We start from the raw sequence: 19,580 nt of genomic DNA, 5'->3' as shown, positions 1-19,580 counted from the left end.
CGCCCCACTCCCCACTCCCCATTTTTCAGTATCTGGGCGATTGTTTCAGCCGGTTTAGGGGGACTGAAGTAAAAACCTTGACCTTCGTCACAGCCGTGTTTTTGTAAATAATCAAGCTGCTCTGGGGTTTCTATCCCCTCCGCAGTGATACTTAATTTCAGGTTTTTTGCTAGGACAATGATGGCATCAGTAACAGCAGCGCTATCAGGATTGGATGTCACATCTTGCACAAATGACCGATCAATCTTGAGCATATTCACGGGAAAGCGCTTTAAGTAGTTGAGGGAGGAATAGCCTGTACCAAAGTCATCTAAGGCTAGGGATATACCCAGTTTTCTTAATTCTTGTAAAACTTTAATAGAGGTATGAATATTAGTCATCAAATAGCTTTCGGTGACTTCTAGTTCTAAGTAAGCAGCATCCATTCCCGTCTCATCTAGAATTTGCCTGACGACTTCCACTAAATTCGGTTGTTCAAACTGTCGAGCTGATAGATTTACTGATATGCGGATGGGGGGAAATCCAGCCATTTGCCAAGCATAGTTTTGAGTACAAGCAGTCCGCAAGACCCATTCACCAATTGGTACAATTAAACCGTTAGCTTCGGCAATGGGAATAAATTTGACTGGGGGAATTAAACCCTGGATAGGATGCTGCCAGCGAACTAGGGCTTCCATTGCCGTTACTTGTCCGCTCTGTAAGTCAATTAAAGGTTGGTAATAAACTACCATTTCACAACGGTCTAAAGCGCCATATAATTGCTCTTCTAAGGTTAGTCGCTCCTGTAACTGAGCATTGATCTCTGGGGAATAGAACTGGTATTGACTACACCCTGGCTTCTGCCTTTGGTACAGCGCTATGTGAGCTTGTTGCAAGAGTTGATCTACACTATGATCATTTTCTAGGTTATTGATTGTCATACCAATACTGGCTGTGATATGAATCCGCTTACCCTCCAGAAAAAAGGGTTTTTCCAGATTAGTCAGGATTAATTGGCACAGATGAATCAAAGTCTCAATGGAAATAATTTCCATCCGCGCGATCGCAAATTCATCTTTACTAAAACGCGCTAGCAAATCTGTGGGCGCTATGCAGTTAGTCAAACGCTGGGCAAAGGCTCTGAGTAGTAAATTGGATGTCTGATGATCCAAGGTATGACTGACGGTGTTAAAGTCATTAATGCCTACTAAAAAGACGACTATCAGCCGTTGTATATTTTGAGGCTGGGATAAATTATAACGCAGGCGATCGCAAAACAAATCTCGATTAGGTAATCCAGTCAGGTCATCATAGTTGCTGATGTAGTGAATTAACTCATCTAGTTTGTGAAGAGTCTGTGAGGTATCCGCCATCAACGTACCGGCTTCATCGGCAAATTGTGTGGGCAATTTTGGTAATATTTTACTGTTTAAATAATCTTGCAACGTCGCAGATGTCAAAATAACCGGAGCCAGCAGAAGGTTGATTGCATAAAGAGTTACTCCTGTACCCGCTAACGTTGCCAACAGCGCAATCACCAGAACTGGCACTGCCATCTCCCAAGTATAGGAGTTTGAGATCACAAAACTCAACAATAAAGCCAGAAGCGGTACGTGAGTCCCGACAAATGCCACCAACATGATTTTGGCGGTATAACTTTTCTTCAGGAATCGAATCCGAGCTAGGACAGTATATAAGTCAAGTTGCTGCTGGCGCTTCATAGATGTTCACACAAGATTGAGAGTTAACAAATTGCTTACCAAATAGCCAGGCAAGTAGAATCAGTTACTATGAGGACTAATAAATTATTTATTTCATATTATGCCTAAAACTTTTCATGACCAGCGAAGCATATCACTCAAGTGCAATGACGCAGATCAATTAAGTCTGTGTGATTACTACGGTTTAAACCTGCTTTTACCCCAAAAATAGCTTGTATGCAGGGTTTTGGCTTTCATCCCAATAGCGATAGCCAAGGGTATCCAGAAATCCTCGCCACTCCTCCATCTCTTGGGGAGGTACTTGCATTCCTACGACAATTCGCCCATAATCTGCCCCGTTGTTGCGGTAGTGGAACATACTGATATTCCAGTTGGGACTCATGGAACCAACAAACTGCATTAATGCGCCAGGACGTTCGGGAAACTCAAAACGATAAAGCAACTCGTTATGCGCTAGGGGAGAATGCCCACCCACCATGTGCCGCAGGTGTAATTTTGTCAGTTCGTCATCTGTTAAGTCAATGGTTTTGAAACCGCAGCTTTCAAAGGATTCTAGCATTTTGACCGCATCGGCACGGTTTTGAATTTGCACACCTACAAAAATATGAGCTTCTGTTTGATCGGCAATGCGATAGTTAAACTCAGTGAGATTGCGTTGATCAATACATTCACAAAACTTCCGCAGACTACCCTGTTCTTCAGGAATAGCCACTGCAAAGATAGCTTCACGACGTTCGCCGAATTCTGCCCGTTCTGCTACGAAACGCAGACGATCAAAGTTCATGTTGGCACCACAAGCCACAGCAATTAAGGTTTTTCCCTGAATTTGTTCACGTTCGGCATAGGCTTTGGCAGCTGCGATCGCTAAAGCCCCGGCTGGTTCTAAAATTGATCGTGTATCCTCAAACACATCTTTGATCGCCGCGCAGGTATCATCTGTATCCACCAGAATAATTTCATCCACATAGTTTTGGCACAGACGAAAAGTTTCTTCTCCCACTTCTCGCACCGCCACCCCATCAGCAAATAAGCCCACCTGAGACAACCGCACCCGATGTCCCGCTTTCAGCGATTGAGACATAGCATCAGCATCCACAGGTTCCACACCGATAATCTTAATTTCCGGGCGCAACCGTTTGACATAAGCCGCAATTCCAGAAATCAATCCCCCACCACCAATAGCCACAAAAATCGCATGAATAGGTTGCTGGTATTGCCGCAAAATTTCCATGCCAATTGTCCCCTGTCCAGCAATCACATCAGGATCATCAAAGGGATGAATAAAAGTTAATCCTTTCTCTGCCTCAACTTCACGGGCATAAGCATAAGCATCATCGTAGGTATTGCCATGTAATAGCACCTCTCCCCCCCTGGCTTTGACTGCATCTATTTTCACTTGGGGAGTAGTCACCGGCATCACAATAATCGCTCGTGTTCCTAGCCGACTAGCAGCCAGGGCGACACCTTGGGCATGATTCCCCGCAGATGCAGCAATTACACCCTGCGCCAGCAATTCGGGTGAAAGATTGACCATTTTGTTGTAAGCACCCCGCAGCTTAAAGGAAAAAACTGACTGCATATCCTCTCGTTTCAGCAAGAGTTGATTATGCAGTCGTTTAGAGAGGTTAGGGGCATACTCCAGTGGTGTTTCCTGGGCAACATCGTAGACACGGGCAGTCAGAATTTGTACCAGGTAGTCGCAATACATGGGGTTAACAGGTAGGCCAATTTGAGATAGATTGTTAATTCTACCCTTAGTTGTGTACCTACCTAACCATTAGTTCTTTTTCACATCACGAGCCATATTGAGAAAATAGTCATCCATTTTGGCATTCGGACGACGGCGTTTAGTGGCGGGAGTTTCAGGAGTCTTGGCAATTGTTTGTTGAGTTGCAGCTTGCTTGATGCCTTGCTCTGCATCAGTTTCTAAGAAATAATCAGATTGACTGAATCCCAAAAGCTTGGTAACAGGACCAAATAAATTTTTGACCAGACTAAAAAAACTTTTGAAAACAACACCGAACAAGCCTTCAAGACGAAGGAACAAGTTCCGGAGAATTTGAGTTAAACGGGACATAATAAATAGCACATACTATGATTACATATGACTATTGTGACGCAACTAAATTAAGTTGAGCCATCTTTGAGAAATATCTCACTCTTTTGATTTACAATGAATTTGTCGATATCAAGACTGATATCATATGATTACAAACAAGTCCCAACATCATCAAAAGACTCCACCGAGCCAAATGATTCGCGTACCTACCGCTTTAATTGCCGCAGTCCGCCAATTATCACGCCTGCACAGAAAGGGGTACACAACAGCTTTGCTCCAAGGCTTAGAAGAATTGATATCGCAAATTGATAGTAAGATTGAAGTGGCGATCGCCCCTGAGAGTAAATCAGGATTACAGGTAGAGGAGAGGTTAGAAAAACTCGAATCCCATCTTGCTGATCAAAGCTCAGGTGTAGAAACCAAACTAGAGGCTATCGCTAAACACTTGGAAAAGTTGGAACAAGGGATATCTACGATCAACATCGCTAACCCTGACAGCAGATACAACAACACCAGACCTCAAAAACAAGTAGACTCATCCCATCAACCACAAGTTGATCTGCAACCGAGGACAAACGTCAGTCTAGCTCAAAGACTTGGTGTCACTTCCCAAAGCCTGATTACTCAAAGGGAAAGGCAAAGCGCCAAAGAATTCACCAGTTGGTCACGTAGCCGCGACCCCATGAATACCGGATGGGAATTTTCTCAAAAAGATAATCTTTACCACCCGGTGAAATAATTTTAGATTTTGGATTTTAGATTTTGGTTCGACCCACAGATAAATCTAGTACAAGTTGGCGTAAATAAACAGACCATTCAAAATCCATGAAAAGCCCATTTTATAAGCTTTTTGACTTTTGACTTTTGACTTCACGGCGGTACTAGGAGCTTGTACCATTAAGGAATTATTGGTGACACAATCGAGAAAATGACGGCTGATGAATCAGTATTTTACACTGGCTTTTTGATGCTGTTTTCCTCTTGAGCAAAGAGTTCTATCAAAGCAACCGTACCTACAAAAAAGGTATAAATAGCATATTTGATGGGATTTTTTTGTTTTGTCGGTGCATAAAAAGCCGCAATTACCGCTTCAATCAAGTGCGCCGTAATCGCAAAACGTTCCAGCCAAAAAATAAAATTCAAGCTAGTGGGAATACTAATGTTATTGATACCTGCATAAATATTCCACAATTCCCAGCCAATGGCACTGGAGATAAAAATTGTGGATATAACTTTGATCATCGTAGCAAGTGTTTTTTGGATATTCATGCAGCTTCAGGGTAACTTTAATCAAAACATTATCCGGCAAACTGCCAAAGATGCCAGTATTCCTGCTGCATCAGCACACAGCGCCGCCGTGAGTGTGTAGCTTGTGCGAATAATGCCAATGCTACCAAAATAAACTGCCATGACATAAAAGGTAGTTTCCGTTGAACCTTGCATGGTGGAAACAAGAAAAGACAGAAAGCTGTCGGGGTCATTTTTAACAATTTCTGACATTAACCCAAAGGAGCCGCTACCTGACAAAGGGCGAATTAATGCCATTGGTAAGGCTTCTGGGGGAAGGGTGATCAGTGAAGTAATGGGAGAAACGATGGCTGTCAGGATATCAAGAGCGCCACTAGCACGAAACATCCCAATAGCCACAAAAATTGCGACTAAAAACGGAATAATCCGAATGGCAATTTCAAAGCCTTCTTTTGCTCCTTCTGTGAGAACTTCGTAAACTTTCACACCTCTGAAATAACCAAATAACAGGAATAAACAAATTAAAATAGGTAGTAGCCAGTTGGAAAGGTTACTGATAAAAACCATACTGAAAATATAAGGAAATCCACGGACTGACAGACGGTAAAAGACAGCCGCCAAGAATGCCACAATTAGCCCACCAAAAACGATATTACCAATCATACCGGGAGGCATTAATTCAGATTCGGGTGTTTCATCAACTGCGATTTTGCTGTCTGCGGCGGTAGTTTCTAATTCAGATTCTAAAGGAGTCAGGGTAGAGGATGCACGACGGCCTAAGAGTTTACTAGCAATAATGGCCACGGCTGTGGAGACGATAGTAGCAATAATGGAAGGTAAGACAATTGCTGCGGGATTACTAGCCCCAGCACTGGCACGGACAGTAATTACACTGAGGGGTAACAGTGTCACCGATGAGGTGTTAATGGCTAAAAATAAACACATGGCAGGTGTTGCGGTTCCCGGATTGGGGTTGAGTTTATTCAGTTCTGCCATTGCTTTTAAACCCATCGGGGTGGCGGCATTACCTAGTCCCAGGGCATTGGCTGCCATATTCATCACCATCGCGGACATAGCTGGGTGATTGACGGGAATTTCGGGGAAAAGTCGGCTCATGAGTGGACGAATCAACCTGGCGATGAATCGCATCATCCCTGCGGCTTCGGCAACTTTCATAATTCCCAACCACAGCGCCATCGCCCCAATCAGTCCAATGGCTAGGGTGACTGCACTTTCAGCTGCTGTAAAGGAGGCTTCTGTTAAAGCGGCCATATTGCCGTTATAAGCTGCTACTACAGTCGCGGAAACAATCAGGAATAGCCAAATGGGATTGAGTGGCGACGATGATTTTTTCATCTAAAGTTTTAACTCTGATTAAATAATTTTCTGCATCCTAAGCGATCGCACATCGCTGCTGCAAGCAGATCCCCTGGCCAATTGTGAAGAGTTGACAGCGTTAATTATCTGGTTAGGCAATTATGCTCATATCGCTTTGTCCTGAAGTAAAGATTGATGTACATAATCATCGTGTTCACCATAATTATGAATTCCAAATTTTATTTGCAATAGCAAACGGTCTTGGGAAATGGGAGATGTAGCTTTATGAAAAGCAAATACATCCTCCACAAAACCAAAACCTGCTTTTCCACAAATAGTTAACCACCGTTCTTCACCATAATAATTTAGAAGTTCTGCTTCAGACTGTCGTCTAAATAAAGACAAAATATAACTCAGTTTCTTGTGTTTGTGACTACCGCGGATATACACATGAGGACTGCTCGATAAATTTACATCTGTTAGATAAAAGAAAAATACCAAATTGCGGTAGTCATGTAAATCATAATGAAAATTCATTGCGGCTTTGTTTAAGTTATGTTTTGATTCATTTTCCACAAAAACCCAGTGGAGTTGACTACCTGTAAACACTGGAGTTTTTTCTAAATATTTATGAGCTAGTTCTAAAATTTTTGGATCTTCGGCTATTTTTTTAATGGCTGGACAAAGCAAAGCAGTATTGTAATAGTCACCTCGGATAAAAGATTTGCCGTATTTCTGTAATGCTCTGGCTTTATCAGAATATAAGAAACCATAGTTATAATCACCATTTCCATAACATCTATTGTTCTGGGCAAAATTAATAATTTCTCCGAAAATACTATCTGGTAAATGAATTCCTAAATAAATACCGTCTTTTTTTAAAGAAGTGAGAATTTCATCAATTTCTAGGTATGAAAACATTGATGAATTTTGATATTGATTATCTTTGATAGGCTGTTTGCACAACAAAACAACTAGATGACGGACAATATTAAATCGACCAGCAATAATCATTAAAAGCCAAAGAGGATTTTTCTTGCTGTTACCGTAATATGTCGAAAATCTTCTCGATATTCCTGACCAGAAATATCTAAAATCAAGATAGTTGATAATTTTTTGTTGAGCGCTCATGCTGATAATTAATTATTTTGCTAACTTACACATAGAAACTTTTGGAATTATGCAGATTGTATCATATTTTTTTATTCCTGATTAAACTTCTATTGTTTGTCTCTCCTCCGGGCTTGCGGCTTTCTATTACTCACATCTTTAATTCTCAATATAGGAATCCTATTTGATTTGTCAAGTTCACGTTATACAAAATCAGATGGGGTTACCTTTCTTTGATTTAAGGTAGGTTGAAGCATCAAGAACAATGCAACCAATAGAATGTTAACTTGATTCAAATTTGGCTGTTTATTCTTGAGTTTTTCTTGAAAAAGTCGAGATAACAGAACTGTGAAAACACCAATCATAATGGCGAAAAATCCCGAAAATATCCCCATATTTAAGTTAAAGGGTTTGGAAATAAAGTTTGAATATGGTTTTGAATCAACAATATAAGATGATGCAAATTGTTAATCAGGTATATATAAAAATTCTCCTTCAAGTGAGGTAAAAGCAGTAATAATTAAACGCAGATGGACGCAGATAAACGCAGATTTTTTTGTACATTATTAGACTAGGAAATGCTATATTTAAGTGGTGATGAATTTAAATTAAAGACTAGATCAAACTATTTTTTACTGGAAGGTTACTGAATGATGTAGTATAATATATAGCCTTAGACAGTTGTCTATGTTACCACATTTAGATATGGCTAAATTCTGTAATTGGTAAGTATCTCATTAAAGAATATTAAAGATGTGGTTCATTTACCAAAAAATTGCTGTACTTAAAAATAACACCTCTAATTATAAAAGATTTAATTACTGAATCAGATAAAGTGAGGCACTCAAAAATCAATGGTGGAAATAATTGCTATTTTTATGATCATTGGGCTGATTGTGATTGGTATTTTAATCAGTCCGATTCTCATGAAACAGCGTCGCAATCGTGTTAAACGCCGTCTTTTCCCTCCATTGTGGAATGCAATAATTGAAAATCATCTGCCGATTTATCTCCAGCTTTCACCTGATGAACGTCGGAGACTTCTGGGACATATTCAAGTATTTTTAGCAGAAAAGCAGTTCATTGGCTGTGGCGGTTTACAAGTTACGGAAGAAATGAAGGTAACGGTTGCGGCTGTGGCTTGTTTACTTTTACTCAATGAGCGAGGAAAATATTTCCCTAAACTACGTTCTATTTTAATTTACCCCGGTACATATTTTGTGAATCAAACTGTTGCTACGGGAAATTATGTAGTTCAAGAAAGACGCGAGGCTAGATTGGGGGAATCATGGACTCAAGACCAAGTGATATTATCTTGGGAACGGATACAACAAGATGCTGGTAACTGGAAGGATGGACATAATGTTGTGCTACACGAATTTGCCCATCAGTTAGATCAAGAGGATGGAAGCGCCAACGGTGTGCCTATTTTGCCACGAAAATCAGACTATGTTGTGTGGGCGGAGGTGATGACAGCAGAATATCAACAACTTTGTCGTGATATTCCCAGAAAAGTCAAAACTGTTATGGATGGCTATGGTACTACAAATCCGGCAGAATTTTTTGCTGTGGCTACGGAAACATTCTATGAAAAACCCCGCCAATTACAACAGCACCATCCAGCACTTTATGAGCAATTACAAGGCTATTATCAGTTAGACCCTGTGCAATGGACTTAAGGATAAATCCATTAAATTCGCCAGTTTGTAAACAATCCGCGCCCCGACGTTACCATCCCACTCAGCATCACCGACTTCGCAGACATCAAAACCGATGATTTTGCGATCGCTCTTTACTAATTCCCGGAATAAACAAAAAGTTTGCTCTAATTCTAACCCACCAGGAACAGGAGTACCCGTACTGGGACAAAGTTTGGGATCAAGTCCATCCACATCAAAGCTAATATAAACGTATTCTGGTAAATGACTGATAATTTCTCGGCAGATATCAATCCAATTACTACCAGCGTAAAGCTTTTGTTTGATAATTGGGTCATAATAAGCGATAATTCGACCATTTGATTGATCAATCATGTTCACTTCATCATGAGAAATATCACGCAAACCTACCTGGACTAATTTGGATATCTGCGGAATTTTTAGCCCATTAAACATAATCGAAGCATGGGAAAACTCAAACCCTTCATAAGCATCGCGTAAATCTGCGTGGGCATCAATATGCAAAATGCCATAGTTGGGATACTTAGCGGCTAATGCTTGGAAGTAACCTAAAGGTACGCTATGATCACCACCAATGACTGCAACACGCTTCCCCTGATTCATTGCTGCTTGACATTGGACAAATAACCATTGATTCACCTGTTCACCAGCTTGATTAATTTCTGTCAGCACAGGGGTTAAATCGGGTGCATCTGTCAGTGGTTTACCTTCTGCTAGCCGTTCAATAATTTTTGCTGCCAAGGTGCGATAATATTCATTTTTTTCTAAAATATCCTGGGGAATTTCCATCATGAAAATTCCTTGTTTCCAGCCATCAGGATAATCGAAATCGAATAAATCGAGTTGAATCGAAGCATCGAGAATCTGCTGTGGTGCTTTGGCTGTACCAGCACCATAGGATACAGTCACTTCCCAGGGTACAGCAATGACAATCAAGTTGGCAGACTCATAATCGCATGGTAAACCGAAGATGTTGCCATTGATTTCACCTACGCCACTGGGATTGTAGTCTGGTTGTTGAATACTCATTGTTTTGGATTTACACGCCGCTTGGGTAAGCTGTTATTTCATACACAAATATCCTAACTCATCCACCAGATGCAGGGGTGAAGAGTGGGAAATCAATCAGGACTTTGACACTCCTCGACCTAAAGGCACGAGGATTCTTGCTTCACGGGGATTCCAATGAATTTACCCTCAGCAAGCATCTTGACCGTATGCCCTACGGCTGCAAGTCCACGTATTGCGACTACTTGAGCGGCTGCAACATCTCTATCAGTCGTATAGCCGCAATTTGAGCAAACATGAGTACGTTGTGAAAGTTCTTTCTTTCCTGTCTCAATTCCGCAGTGGGGACAGATTTGGCTTGTTTTCCGTGCATCTACTTTTTGGAAATAGACATCACGTTTAAAACAAGTTTGTTCTAGGATATTAAAAAATTGGCCGAATCCAGCATCCAAGCAATGTTTACCCAGCATTCCACGGGACAAACCAACTAAATTTAAATCCTCAACAAACACCATGCCAACGCTGTCACAAATTTGGTGAGACAGCTTTCTGTGCCAGTCTTTACGACAATTAGCAACGTACTCATGCAATGAAGCAACTTTCTTTTGTGCTTTCTTCCAATTGTTCGAGCCTAATCGTTTTTTGGAGACACGCTGTTGCAGCAATTTCAGCTGGCGTTCGGCATCTACAAAAAACCTCGGACGCTTGACTAAAAGACCATTAGAAGTAGCAATAAAATTTGTTAATCCAACATCAATTCCTACTGCTTCCCCATGTGGCATGGGTTGGGGTAGACTAACATCCCACTGGATAGTTAACATTACGTACCACCCAGAAACACGCTTGACTACACGTGCAAGTTTCATCACTCCCCCATCTGGGATTGAACGGGATTGTCGGAATTTAACCCAACCAATCACAGGTAGGTTAATTCTCCCACCACTTAATTTATCCCCCTTCATTTGCGGGAAGACAAAACTACGCATCTTTCCAGATTTTTTAAATCTAGGAAATCCATGATTTTGTTCCCACATACTTGTGAATGCGGTTTCAAGTCGTTTTAACGTTTGTTGCAAGACCTGAGATTGTACAGATTTTAGATCAGGATTAGTCCTTTTGGCTTCAGTTAATGATTTGCATTGACTAGCGTAGGTGGGGCGGGGAGTATCGGACCGAATGATGTATTCACGACGGAGGGAACAAGCATTAACCTGACAACTGCGAGACTTATACCAATCTTTACGTTCGCGCAAAGCATAGTTATAGACTCGACGATTAATCTCAAGCCATTGCTCAAAAGTATTCGATTGTTTTTGAGTCGGCTTGAGTTTAAATTCGTAGGTTAGGTTAAACACTTTTATCACCTCCTGGGTACATTTTACATCATTCTTAGCTATCACTAGAATGAAAGATAAATTAAATGCCCAAATAAAAAGCCGTCCTACTGGAAGGACGAGGCTTTAAACCCACTATTTTCGGTAAATTATCTTACGAATTGTAGAATTGATGCCATCTGCTGCCACAATTAGTTTGGCTCGGAACGATTTGGTAACTGATTGTTGAGAAATAGGATCTAAATTTTCCGGCTGGTTGTGATTAACTTCTTGTCCATCAGCCCAATAGGCATAGGGGTTTGCTTCTGTTCCTAGATCAGAAACGCAATCTATCCGGACACAGGCATTTTCTGGTTCATCTATAACATTGATACAACGATGATTTGCTTTAACTCTATCTTCTGGAATGAGATTTCTGAGGGTGGTTTGCAAATTATACCAAGCAATTGAAACTCGACCCTCGCCATAAGTTTTAAACCAGTGATCAAAACCCAGAGGAATTGACCGAATAGTTTCCCCCTGTAAATTCTTATAAACCCATTCAGGTGAAGTTTTGGCAGGTTTTTTTTCCTGAGTTTTTTCGCCCTGGGACTGCGGAGAATTAAGAAACCCCAGCCCAATTTTCTTGACTGCTTCGTAAGCTTGCTCATCTAAATATTTGAGAGATTTTAAGCCATTGGGGAGAATATCCAAGACCTGACCAACTTGACGAAAAGCGCGAGTTTGATCAACAACCAGAATATTTTCGATCCCTTTTTTGCGTAAGCCAATAGCAGTTGCTAACCCGATAGGCCCAGCACCAACTATCACCAAATCATAGATTTCCATAGTTCCATCCCAGGTTGAAGCTTCTGTATTTGTACGCGGATTTGTTTGAATGTTAGGCATATTTATATACGTTTTTAATCTTGGAGTTTAGTGAATATAGGATCTAAAAGCTATCATCAGCAAAGATGATTAAAAGTTGCCATAATATTTATTATCCCCAACTCTTAGTTTAGAACGGGTGCGGAATGTGGGATTTAAAAAATCAATTGTTTTAATTATGCCTTTAGCCAATCAACAAGTTAACTACTCCGATAAAGTTGCTGCACCTACATGGAAAATCAAGCTGCTGTATGACGGTGAATGCCCTTTGTGTGTGCGAGAAGTCAATTTTTTGCAAAAACGGGATGCTGGCAGAGGTTTGGTGGCGTTTGTGGACATTGCAGATGATGATTACACCCCTGAAGAACATGGTGGGGTTGACTTTGAAACGGCTATGGGGCGCATTCATGCAGTGTTACCAGATGGGACGCTGATTCAAAATGTTGAGGTTTTTCGTCGCATTTATGAAATCCTGGGAATGGGTTGGATTTATGCCATAACTAAGTTACCAATTTTAGGTGCGATCGCTGATTTTATCTATGGCATTTGGGCAGACTGGCGACTTTCCCTCACCGGAAGACCGAATTTAGCAACTATTATTGCTCAACGTCAGCAGAAGGTTGAGTGTAACACCGAGGGGCGTTGTCAAACTGATTAAAATGGCGTTTTGGCTTGTAGATGCAGGGTTTTGCCTAACTGGGGATGTTCAAAGCGCAGTTCTCTGGCGTGTAGATGTAACCGACTCGTAACAGCATTGCATCCATAAAGGCGATCGCCTAAAATAGTAATCCCCAATCCTCGCTGATCAGCAGCATGAACTCTCAATTGGTGAGTGCGTCCTGTGAGGGGTATAAATTCGACACGCGGATAGTTTCCTTCTCTATCTATCACCCGAAATTTAGTCAAACTGGGTTTACCATGTTGCCAATTCACTTGTTGATAGGGGCGATTTTCAGGATTTCCCCACAGTGGTAATTCAATCACACCTTGATCAACCGTCACAGCACCGGAAAGGATAGCTTCATAAATTTTGTGAATTTGCCGTTGCTGAAATTGCTGGCTCAGTTGCCGATGGACTTGGCGATCGCGCGTTAGTAGTAAAATACCAGAAGTTTCCTGATCCAGGCGATGCACCGTCATAATTTCCGTATCATCTGGAAACCAATAACGCCAGCGACTGAGAACACTATCTTGAGTATCCCGATAACGACCAGGAACCGAAAGTAGCCCTGGGGGTTTGTTCACAGCAATCAGCCATTCATCTTCATAAATAATCGGTAAATTTATCTGACTTGTCACGTTATGTGGAAAAGCTAACGCGAAACCTAACCCCCTAACCCCCTTCCCTGGTAGGGAAGGGGGAAAATTTAAAGCCTCTCTCCTTGCAGGGGAGAGGTTTGGAGAGGGGTTTTCCAGATCCCGTGAAAAGTCAGGTAAATTCAGCCCTCCTCTATCATTGAAATTGCTGCTTAAACTGCTTTTAGTTGTCCTTCCTGGGGCTGGGAAAGGAGATTTGAACCCCGAAAGCAAAAACCCCATTAACGGCTGACAACGCTCAACACAAGCGCCGTAAAATTCTCCCTGTACTTTGTCCTGACTTTCTAAAGATTCTCCCCACCAAAACTCCGCCATTGCCAAAGGCTTAAATCCATTATTTGCCGCATAGTGTAGTAGCTTCGGCGCACAACAATCTCCCGTACCCGTAGGTATAGACCCTGCTGGCATCAATTGTTGCAAAGATGCCGATTGCCCTAAAAAATTCATTAGGGAATAAGCCGCGTGCATTTGCGCTTGCAATTGGCGGGACAATGCTTTGCGTCGTTGTTTTAGTTCTTGTATCTGCTTGTCTGCGGCTGCAATCAATTGCTGTAAAGGTTGCAACACAGCATTTTGTTTGGCTTTGAGTTGCCGGCGTTCAATTCCTTGTTGACGGCTTTTTTCTTCCAGTTGTGCCAATGCAGTAGTGAGTGCTTCCCCGGTGAGTTCTTGGTAATATTGCCGACGTTTGGTGTCACGTTCTTGCTTCGAGTTGCGATGGAAATTATTCATCTGTTGCAACTGCTGCTCAAACTCGTAAGAGAGAATTTCATCCTGTTGTCGTTCTCTGAGTTCCTTGAGAGTAATCAGTTCCTGCTTGATAGCTTCTAGTTCAGCTAAAGTATGGGCTTCCTCTACGGCTACTTCCTCTCGTCCCGGAATTGGTGGAACCCAACCGGCAATTACACTGTAAGCATTGAGAAGACCAGAAAATGCTTTTAAAACTTGCCTTTCACCTGTAGGAAGTTCAACCAGCAAAACACCATACATCTTACCCTCCCGATTATAAACCGCATCAGTGGCTAATTCTTGCATTAAATCACGAGCGATCGCCTCAACAAAAACAGTGCGGGGTAACTTCAATAAATCACCACTTGCAGGACAAAGCCCTTCATACCAATAACTAACCATTGAATCACTGACCATAGAACTAAAATTTTCCTCCTCCTCTCTTGGCGTACTTGGCGACTTGGCGGTTCGTTAAATCTAAACAACCATGCCAATATAGAGACAATAAGCATAAAATTCAGCAAGAGGAAGGTCAAAAAACGCTGTGCAGATAACATTTTTAGGGACGAGTTCTGGAGTACCCACGCGATCGCGCAATGTTTCCAGCATAGCGCTGAGATTACCCCAAAGAGCAGAACTGTGGTTATTCGACTGTGGCGAAGGTACTCAGCATCAACTATTGCGGAGTGACCTAAAAATGAGTCAACTATCCCGAATATTCATCACCCATCTGCACGGCGACCATATTTTTGGTTTAATGGGACTACTTGCTAGTTGTGGTTTAGCAGGTAACGTGCAAAGAGTTGATCTTTATGGACCACCGGGATTAAACGAATATATCCAAGCCGCCACACGTTACTCACACACACATTTTTCCTATCCGGTGAAAGTTCATGTTGTCCAACCCGGAATCATTTATGAAGATGATGAATTTACAGTTAGCTGTAGTCCTTTACATCACCGTATTACAGCATTTGGTTACCGTATAGCAGAAAAAGACCGACCAGGACGCTTTGATATAGAAAAAGCCAAAGCCTTGGAAATTCCCCCCGGTAGAATTTACGGTCAACTCAAGCGTGGTGAAACAGTCACACTTCCCGATGGACGCGTCATTAACGGCACTGAATTGTGTGGACCCACAGAAATTGGACGCAAAATAGCCTATTGTACAGATACAATTTATTCCGAGGGTGCAGTGGAATTAGCACAAGATGCCGATGTCTTGATTCATGAAGCGACCTTTGCCCATCAAGATGCCGATTTAGCTTTTCAGCGATTGCATTCCACAACCACAATGGCCGCGCAAACAGCCTTAGTAGCAGGGGCGCATCGGTTAATTATGACTCATTTCAGTCCCCGCTATGCGCCGGGAAACATTATAGAACTAAAAGATTTACTTCATGAAGCCAGAGCAATTTTTCCGAAAACAGATATGGCTTATGATTTCATGGCTTATGGTGTACCCAGGCGACGAGAAGCAGAATTAACTCCAATCAGCAAGTAATACCATCTTTACTTTTATAAAGTAGGCGATCGCACGACGCAATAAAAGATCAGTTTTGTAGGGAAGCTGCACTTGAGAAACTGGTCTTGACAAAAATACATATCAATGCATAGAGGAATTTAACCGCTTTCAATGGTAAACGAAGGTTTTTTTGGTGAATTTGGCGACAATTTTCTGAAATGGTAGTTTATGCGTAAGTAATTGCCCGACCGGATGAGGAAGATGATGTGGTTTATTATTTATAATGTATAATACCAATTTAATATCAAGATGCATAAATAGAATTTAACCAGAAATCCAGTTCCCCTCCTCGCTTGCGGGGAGGGGTTAGGGGTGGGGTCGAAATAATATGCAGCCTCACAAATAATTGGTATAAGTAGCTGTACTTGCTAAATTTGATAGGCGATCGCTTAAAATTTAGAAGTTCGTGATTTCTATCTTCCCAAAATAATGTCTCAGTCAAGTTTTCAGCGCGCAAATACTCTTAAATCGGCTTTTTTGGCTTGTAATGTTGAGCCGCTTGAACCAGCAGAAATGGAACGGTATTATGTCGATCTGTCGGGGGTGCGGAAAACTTCGGCTATTGATAATGTTAGTACAATTTTGGACTTTCAAGACGCAAGTGATTTTACAACAATTTTATTTACCGGACATCGCGGTTGTGGTAAAAGTACGGAGTTAAAAAAGATTCAAAGTCTTTGGGAAAACAATTATCGGGTTATTTATTTAGAAGCGAATGAAGAGACAGATATTAATGATGCTCGGTATACAGATTTATATTTAATTGTCATTAAACAAGTCGAATTTGAATTACGAAAATTAGGTTTAACTTTTAATGAAAAACTATTAAAAAGTTTTGAATCATGGTTTAAAGAAATTACTCAAGAAAACGAGCAAAGTGTTGAGAAATCAGTCAACCTTGAAGCAGAAGCAACTCTCAGCCCTACAGCGCCATTTCTCGCCAAATTAATGGTCAAATTGTTGGCACAAATTAAAGGCTCGGACAAGCAAAAAACAACTATTCGGCAAACTCTAGAAAAAGATTTATCTCGCCTCAAATCTGATACTAATCTGTTATTAAGCGACGCTTACACAAAATTGCGGCAAAAATTTCCTGACTGTAAAGGTTTACTAATTATCTTCGATAATTTGGATCGGGTTCCGCCTGTAGTAGCAGAACATTTATTCTTTGATTATGCGGCTCAGATGCAGGAATTAAATTGTACAATCATTTATACAGTCCCAATTTCAATTCTTTGCTCGCCGAAAAATCCTCTTAATCAATTTGATGGTAATCCTCATATTGTGCCGATGATTAATATCTATGAATTTGAGCGGCATCAATGTGATTTAAAATATAATCAGATGGGCTTAGATGTAATGGCAAGTGTAATTGAAAAGCGCGTTGATATTGATGCAATTTTCGAGAGCCGTCATCAACTATTAGAATTAGCAAAAGCCAGTGGTGGACACGTGCGTCAGTTAATGCAAATGATGCGCTCTGCGTGTCAAACAGCGAGTACCAGAAAACATGAAAAAATTATCTCCGAAGATATAGATTATGCAGTTAAACAGCAACAATTTAGTTTTGAGCGGTTTATTCCTGAAGAACATTACGCTCATTTGGCGCAGGTTTGTTTAACTAAAAATGTCAGTAAAGATGAAATTGGACAATTAATGTTATTTAATACTTCCGTGTTGGAATATAACGGCGATAAACGATGGAATTATCCAAATCCGGTGGTGAAGCGAAATGAGTTCTTCCAACAAGCTCTCCAATCAGCACAAAAACAGTGAACTTCTAGCCGAAATAGGTAAGTTTATTGCTTATAATCAAGATGAATTTGCTGAATTGGTGACATTTGTCGATTTTGCAGAAAAATTTACATTAGGTTTTATTGAAATTAACTTTACGCCCGATATAGACTTATTAATTGCTGGGTTACGGCAGAATCATCAATGTCAAGAAATCCAATTTGTGGTTTTAGATTTTCCTGATGCGAATTTGCGCTTTCTGCGGGATGAATTGGTGCAGCAGTTAACAAAAATTCCTAAAAAAGCAAATAAAAAACTTGTTTTATTAATTCGGAAGTTAGAAAAATCTATTGGTGTCTTTGGCGATTATCCACCAGTTTTACAGGATTTAAACTTCGTCCGTGATTCCTATCGTCAAAGCGTACCCCATCCGCTTTTATTTATTTTGCCAGATTATGCGATTTCGCGGTTGGCAAAATTTGCACCTGATTTTTGGGCTTGGAAGTCTGGTTTATTTCGCTTTAAAACTACAGAATTGACTAGAAATAGAGCAATTGCCAATACTCTGAATGCAGACACGAATATAGCACGCTTACCAACACCAGAACAACAAGAACGTATCGATTTATTACATAGCTTGTTGATGGAATATAACCCAACTGGAGAAATACCCAGCCTAGAACATCTTCGCAATTGCTGTAATATTTTAAATGAATTAGGCAAAGCATATTTAAGCCAGCGCAAACCAATCCAAGCCAGAGAATATCTAGACAAAGCTTGGGAAAGTACCAAGAAATTTCCTGATTATTCCTTACAAATCGAAGTTATCAATCAGTTAGGTAAAAGCTATGAGCAGCAACGACAGTTTGAAAGTGCAAACAGCTATCATCAAAAAGCTCTAGATATTGCCAAAAAGCTGGGAAATCGTCGTGCTGTCGCCGATTCTTTGTTTTATTTAGGTAATGTTTCTCTGCATATGCGACAGTTCCCCCAAGCACGGGATTATTATCAACAAGCCCTGGAAATATATCTCGAATTTGGCGCTAGCGAAGCTCTTCCTTCGGAAGCTCGCTACTCCTGTGCTGGCATTTACCACAATTTGGGATATGTTGCCCAAGAGTTGCGGGAATACGACCAGGCACGGGATTATTATCAACAAGCCCTGGAAATCACTATCGAATTTGGCGCTCGCTATGAGTGTGCAAGCACTTACCACCAGTTGGGAAGGGTTGCCCAAGAGTTGCGGGAATATGACCAGGCACGGAATTATTATCAACAAGCCCTGGAAATATATCTCGAATTTGGCGCTCGCTATAACTGTGCTAGGATTTACCACCAGTTGGGAATGGTTGCCCAAGAGTTGCGGGAATACGACCAGGCACGGGATTATTATCAACAAGCCCTGGAAATCACTATCGAATTTGGCGCTCGCTATGAGTGTGCTAAGACTTACGCAACATTAGGATTATTGGCACAAGCAGAGGAGAATTACGCGGAAGCTTGGGCTAATTTGCAGACAGCGTTGGAGATATATGTTGAGTATCAGGATGAATATATGGCTACGGTGACGCGGGAGATTTTAGAGAGTTTACCGGAATAGGTGGGGATATGGGCGATCAATCGCGTTTTGGGTTTTGTGGAGGTGTGATTGGGTTTGGGGTTGTAGAGAGGTGCGATTGGGTTTGGGTTTTGTGAAGGTGCGATCGCGCATCTTAATGAAGTTATTTCCCCGTGCCATTGCTATTCCGAATACAAAGCTTTCAGAATGGGGATTGCATAAGTATTATGCAAGAAATCTAGTTCCCCTCCTCGCTTGCGGAGAGGGGCTAGGGCGTGTTTTCAAACTACAACCACAACAAAATACAGGCGATCGTAATCATAGCTGTATAATTGGCTGCAAGTTTTTCATATCGGGTGGCAATGCGGCGAAATTGTTTGAGTCTGTTGATAGCG

Annotated in this window: 15 protein-coding genes and 2 pseudogenes; 6 read left to right on the top strand and 11 right to left on the bottom strand. The window is 41.3% G+C overall.

Going from position 1 to position 19,580, the window contains the following annotated elements; all coding sequences use genetic code 11:
- The 3 genes from AACX33_RS25650 to AACX33_RS25640 form a co-directional block, all read right to left on the bottom strand.
- The coding region (locus AACX33_RS25650; RefSeq protein ID WP_227789358.1) for a putative bifunctional diguanylate cyclase/phosphodiesterase at positions 1 to 1,700 on the bottom strand (1,700 nt) is incomplete at its 3' end.
- Between the two features lie 196 nt (positions 1,701 to 1,896).
- Positions 1,897 to 3,408, bottom strand: a complete 1,512-nt coding sequence (gene ilvA, locus AACX33_RS25645) for a threonine ammonia-lyase, biosynthetic (RefSeq protein ID WP_194001983.1) — start codon at positions 3,406 to 3,408, stop codon at positions 1,897 to 1,899.
- Between the two features lie 69 nt (positions 3,409 to 3,477).
- Complete coding sequence (locus AACX33_RS25640) at positions 3,478 to 3,777, bottom strand: threonine dehydratase (protein WP_194001981.1); 300 nt, start codon at positions 3,775 to 3,777, stop codon at positions 3,478 to 3,480.
- 127 nt (positions 3,778 to 3,904) lie between these two features.
- Between AACX33_RS25640 and AACX33_RS25635 the strand changes: the two genes are divergently transcribed.
- On the top strand, positions 3,905 to 4,498 hold the full coding sequence (locus tag AACX33_RS25635; RefSeq protein ID WP_194001979.1) for a hypothetical protein: 594 nt from the start codon (positions 3,905 to 3,907) through the stop codon (positions 4,496 to 4,498).
- A 212-nt stretch (positions 4,499 to 4,710) separates the two neighbouring features.
- On the opposite strand, the gene AACX33_RS25630 is transcribed toward AACX33_RS25635, so the two are convergent.
- The 3 genes from AACX33_RS25630 to AACX33_RS25620 all read right to left on the bottom strand — a co-directional run bounded on the left by AACX33_RS25630 (position 4,711) and on the right by AACX33_RS25620 (position 7,455).
- Positions 4,711 to 5,028, bottom strand: a complete 318-nt coding sequence (locus AACX33_RS25630) for a hypothetical protein (RefSeq protein ID WP_194001977.1) — start codon at positions 5,026 to 5,028, stop codon at positions 4,711 to 4,713.
- A 21-nt stretch (positions 5,029 to 5,049) separates the two neighbouring features.
- Positions 5,050 to 6,363: a nucleoside recognition domain-containing protein gene (locus AACX33_RS25625; RefSeq protein ID WP_194001975.1), complete on the bottom strand. Its 1,314-nt coding sequence runs from the start codon at positions 6,361 to 6,363 to the stop codon at positions 5,050 to 5,052.
- Between the two features lie 126 nt (positions 6,364 to 6,489).
- Entirely contained in the window at positions 6,490 to 7,455 is a 966-nt protein-coding gene (locus AACX33_RS25620; protein WP_194001973.1) for a hypothetical protein, read from the bottom strand.
- An 833-nt stretch (positions 7,456 to 8,288) separates the two neighbouring features.
- Here AACX33_RS25620 and AACX33_RS25615 point away from each other — a divergent pair.
- Positions 8,289 to 9,113 (top strand): M90 family metallopeptidase, encoded by an 825-nt coding sequence (locus tag AACX33_RS25615; RefSeq protein ID WP_194001971.1) that lies wholly within the window; start codon positions 8,289 to 8,291, stop codon positions 9,111 to 9,113.
- Here AACX33_RS25615 and speB read toward each other — a convergent pair.
- From speB to AACX33_RS25600, 3 genes and pseudogenes are all read right to left on the bottom strand, one after another.
- Positions 9,090 to 10,142, bottom strand: coding sequence for an agmatinase SpeB (gene speB / locus AACX33_RS25610; RefSeq protein ID WP_194001970.1), 1,053 nt, complete (start codon positions 10,140 to 10,142; stop codon positions 9,090 to 9,092). The two genes, AACX33_RS25615 and speB, sit on opposite strands and share 24 nt — an antisense overlap.
- 119 nt (positions 10,143 to 10,261) lie before the next feature.
- On the bottom strand, positions 10,262 to 11,476 hold the full coding sequence (locus AACX33_RS25605; RefSeq protein ID WP_194001968.1) for an RNA-guided endonuclease TnpB family protein: 1,215 nt from the start codon (positions 11,474 to 11,476) through the stop codon (positions 10,262 to 10,264).
- Positions 11,477 to 11,596: 120 nt separating this feature from the next.
- A pseudogene (locus AACX33_RS25600) lies at positions 11,597 to 12,283 on the bottom strand (FAD-dependent oxidoreductase); the annotation flags it as partial.
- A 217-nt stretch (positions 12,284 to 12,500) separates the two neighbouring features.
- Here AACX33_RS25600 and AACX33_RS25595 point away from each other — a divergent pair.
- Complete coding sequence (locus AACX33_RS25595) at positions 12,501 to 12,980, top strand: thiol-disulfide oxidoreductase DCC family protein (protein ID WP_194001966.1); 480 nt, start codon at positions 12,501 to 12,503, stop codon at positions 12,978 to 12,980.
- Here the strand turns inward: AACX33_RS25595 and AACX33_RS25590 are convergent.
- Positions 12,977 to 14,785, bottom strand: a complete 1,809-nt coding sequence (locus AACX33_RS25590) for an RluA family pseudouridine synthase (RefSeq protein ID WP_194001964.1) — start codon at positions 14,783 to 14,785, stop codon at positions 12,977 to 12,979. The two genes, AACX33_RS25595 and AACX33_RS25590, sit on opposite strands and share 4 nt — an antisense overlap.
- A 127-nt stretch (positions 14,786 to 14,912) precedes the next feature.
- On the opposite strand from AACX33_RS25590, the gene AACX33_RS25585 reads away from it, so the two are divergent.
- The 3 genes from AACX33_RS25585 (at position 14,913) to AACX33_RS25575 (ending at position 19,227) form a co-directional block, all read left to right on the top strand.
- Positions 14,913 to 15,872, top strand: a complete 960-nt coding sequence (locus AACX33_RS25585; protein WP_194001962.1) for a ribonuclease Z — start codon at positions 14,913 to 14,915, stop codon at positions 15,870 to 15,872.
- Positions 15,873 to 16,322: 450 nt separating this feature from the next.
- A complete protein-coding gene (locus AACX33_RS25580; protein ID WP_194001960.1) occupies positions 16,323 to 17,669 on the top strand; it encodes a P-loop NTPase fold protein in 1,347 nt (448 codons plus the stop codon).
- Positions 17,626 to 19,227, top strand: a complete 1,602-nt coding sequence (locus AACX33_RS25575; protein ID WP_194001959.1) for a tetratricopeptide repeat protein — start codon at positions 17,626 to 17,628, stop codon at positions 19,225 to 19,227. The genes AACX33_RS25580 and AACX33_RS25575 overlap by 44 nt, the downstream gene beginning before the upstream one ends.
- Positions 19,228 to 19,471: 244 nt before the next feature.
- On the opposite strand, the pseudogene AACX33_RS25570 reads toward AACX33_RS25575, so the two are convergent.
- A pseudogene (locus tag AACX33_RS25570) lies at positions 19,472 to 19,580 on the bottom strand (IS5-like element ISMra2 family transposase); the annotation flags it as partial.

Origin of the sequence: Nodularia sp. LEGE 04288, from assembly GCF_963896525.1 — a bacterium.
Classification (GTDB): domain Bacteria; phylum Cyanobacteriota; class Cyanobacteriia; order Cyanobacteriales; family Nostocaceae; genus Nodularia.
Note: the sequence above shows the minus strand (reverse complement) of the source record. Positions and strands in the feature narration are given on the sequence as shown.

What these genes read in the sequence shown, in the direction of transcription:
- AACX33_RS25575 (WP_194001959.1), top strand. Translation starts at nt 17,626, where the DNA reads ATGAGTTCTTCCAACAAGCTCTCCAATCAGCACAAAAACAGTGAACTT.
- AACX33_RS25640 (WP_194001981.1), bottom strand. Translation starts at nt 3,777, where the DNA reads ATGTCCCGTTTAACTCAAATTCTCCGGAACTTGTTCCTTCGTCTTGAA.
- ilvA (WP_194001983.1), bottom strand. Translation starts at nt 3,408, where the DNA reads ATGTATTGCGACTACCTGGTACAAATTCTGACTGCCCGTGTCTACGAT.
- AACX33_RS25590 (WP_194001964.1), bottom strand. Translation starts at nt 14,785, where the DNA reads ATGGTCAGTGATTCAATGGTTAGTTATTGGTATGAAGGGCTTTGTCCT.
- AACX33_RS25615 (WP_194001971.1), top strand. Translation starts at nt 8,289, where the DNA reads ATGGTGGAAATAATTGCTATTTTTATGATCATTGGGCTGATTGTGATT.
- AACX33_RS25580 (WP_194001960.1), top strand. Translation starts at nt 16,323, where the DNA reads ATGTCTCAGTCAAGTTTTCAGCGCGCAAATACTCTTAAATCGGCTTTT.
- AACX33_RS25595 (WP_194001966.1), top strand. Translation starts at nt 12,501, where the DNA reads ATGCCTTTAGCCAATCAACAAGTTAACTACTCCGATAAAGTTGCTGCA.
- speB (WP_194001970.1), bottom strand. Translation starts at nt 10,142, where the DNA reads ATGAGTATTCAACAACCAGACTACAATCCCAGTGGCGTAGGTGAAATC.
- AACX33_RS25635 (WP_194001979.1), top strand. Translation starts at nt 3,905, where the DNA reads ATGATTACAAACAAGTCCCAACATCATCAAAAGACTCCACCGAGCCAA.
- AACX33_RS25625 (WP_194001975.1), bottom strand. Translation starts at nt 6,363, where the DNA reads ATGAAAAAATCATCGTCGCCACTCAATCCCATTTGGCTATTCCTGATT.
- AACX33_RS25630 (WP_194001977.1), bottom strand. Translation starts at nt 5,028, where the DNA reads ATGAATATCCAAAAAACACTTGCTACGATGATCAAAGTTATATCCACA.
- AACX33_RS25620 (WP_194001973.1), bottom strand. Translation starts at nt 7,455, where the DNA reads ATGAGCGCTCAACAAAAAATTATCAACTATCTTGATTTTAGATATTTC.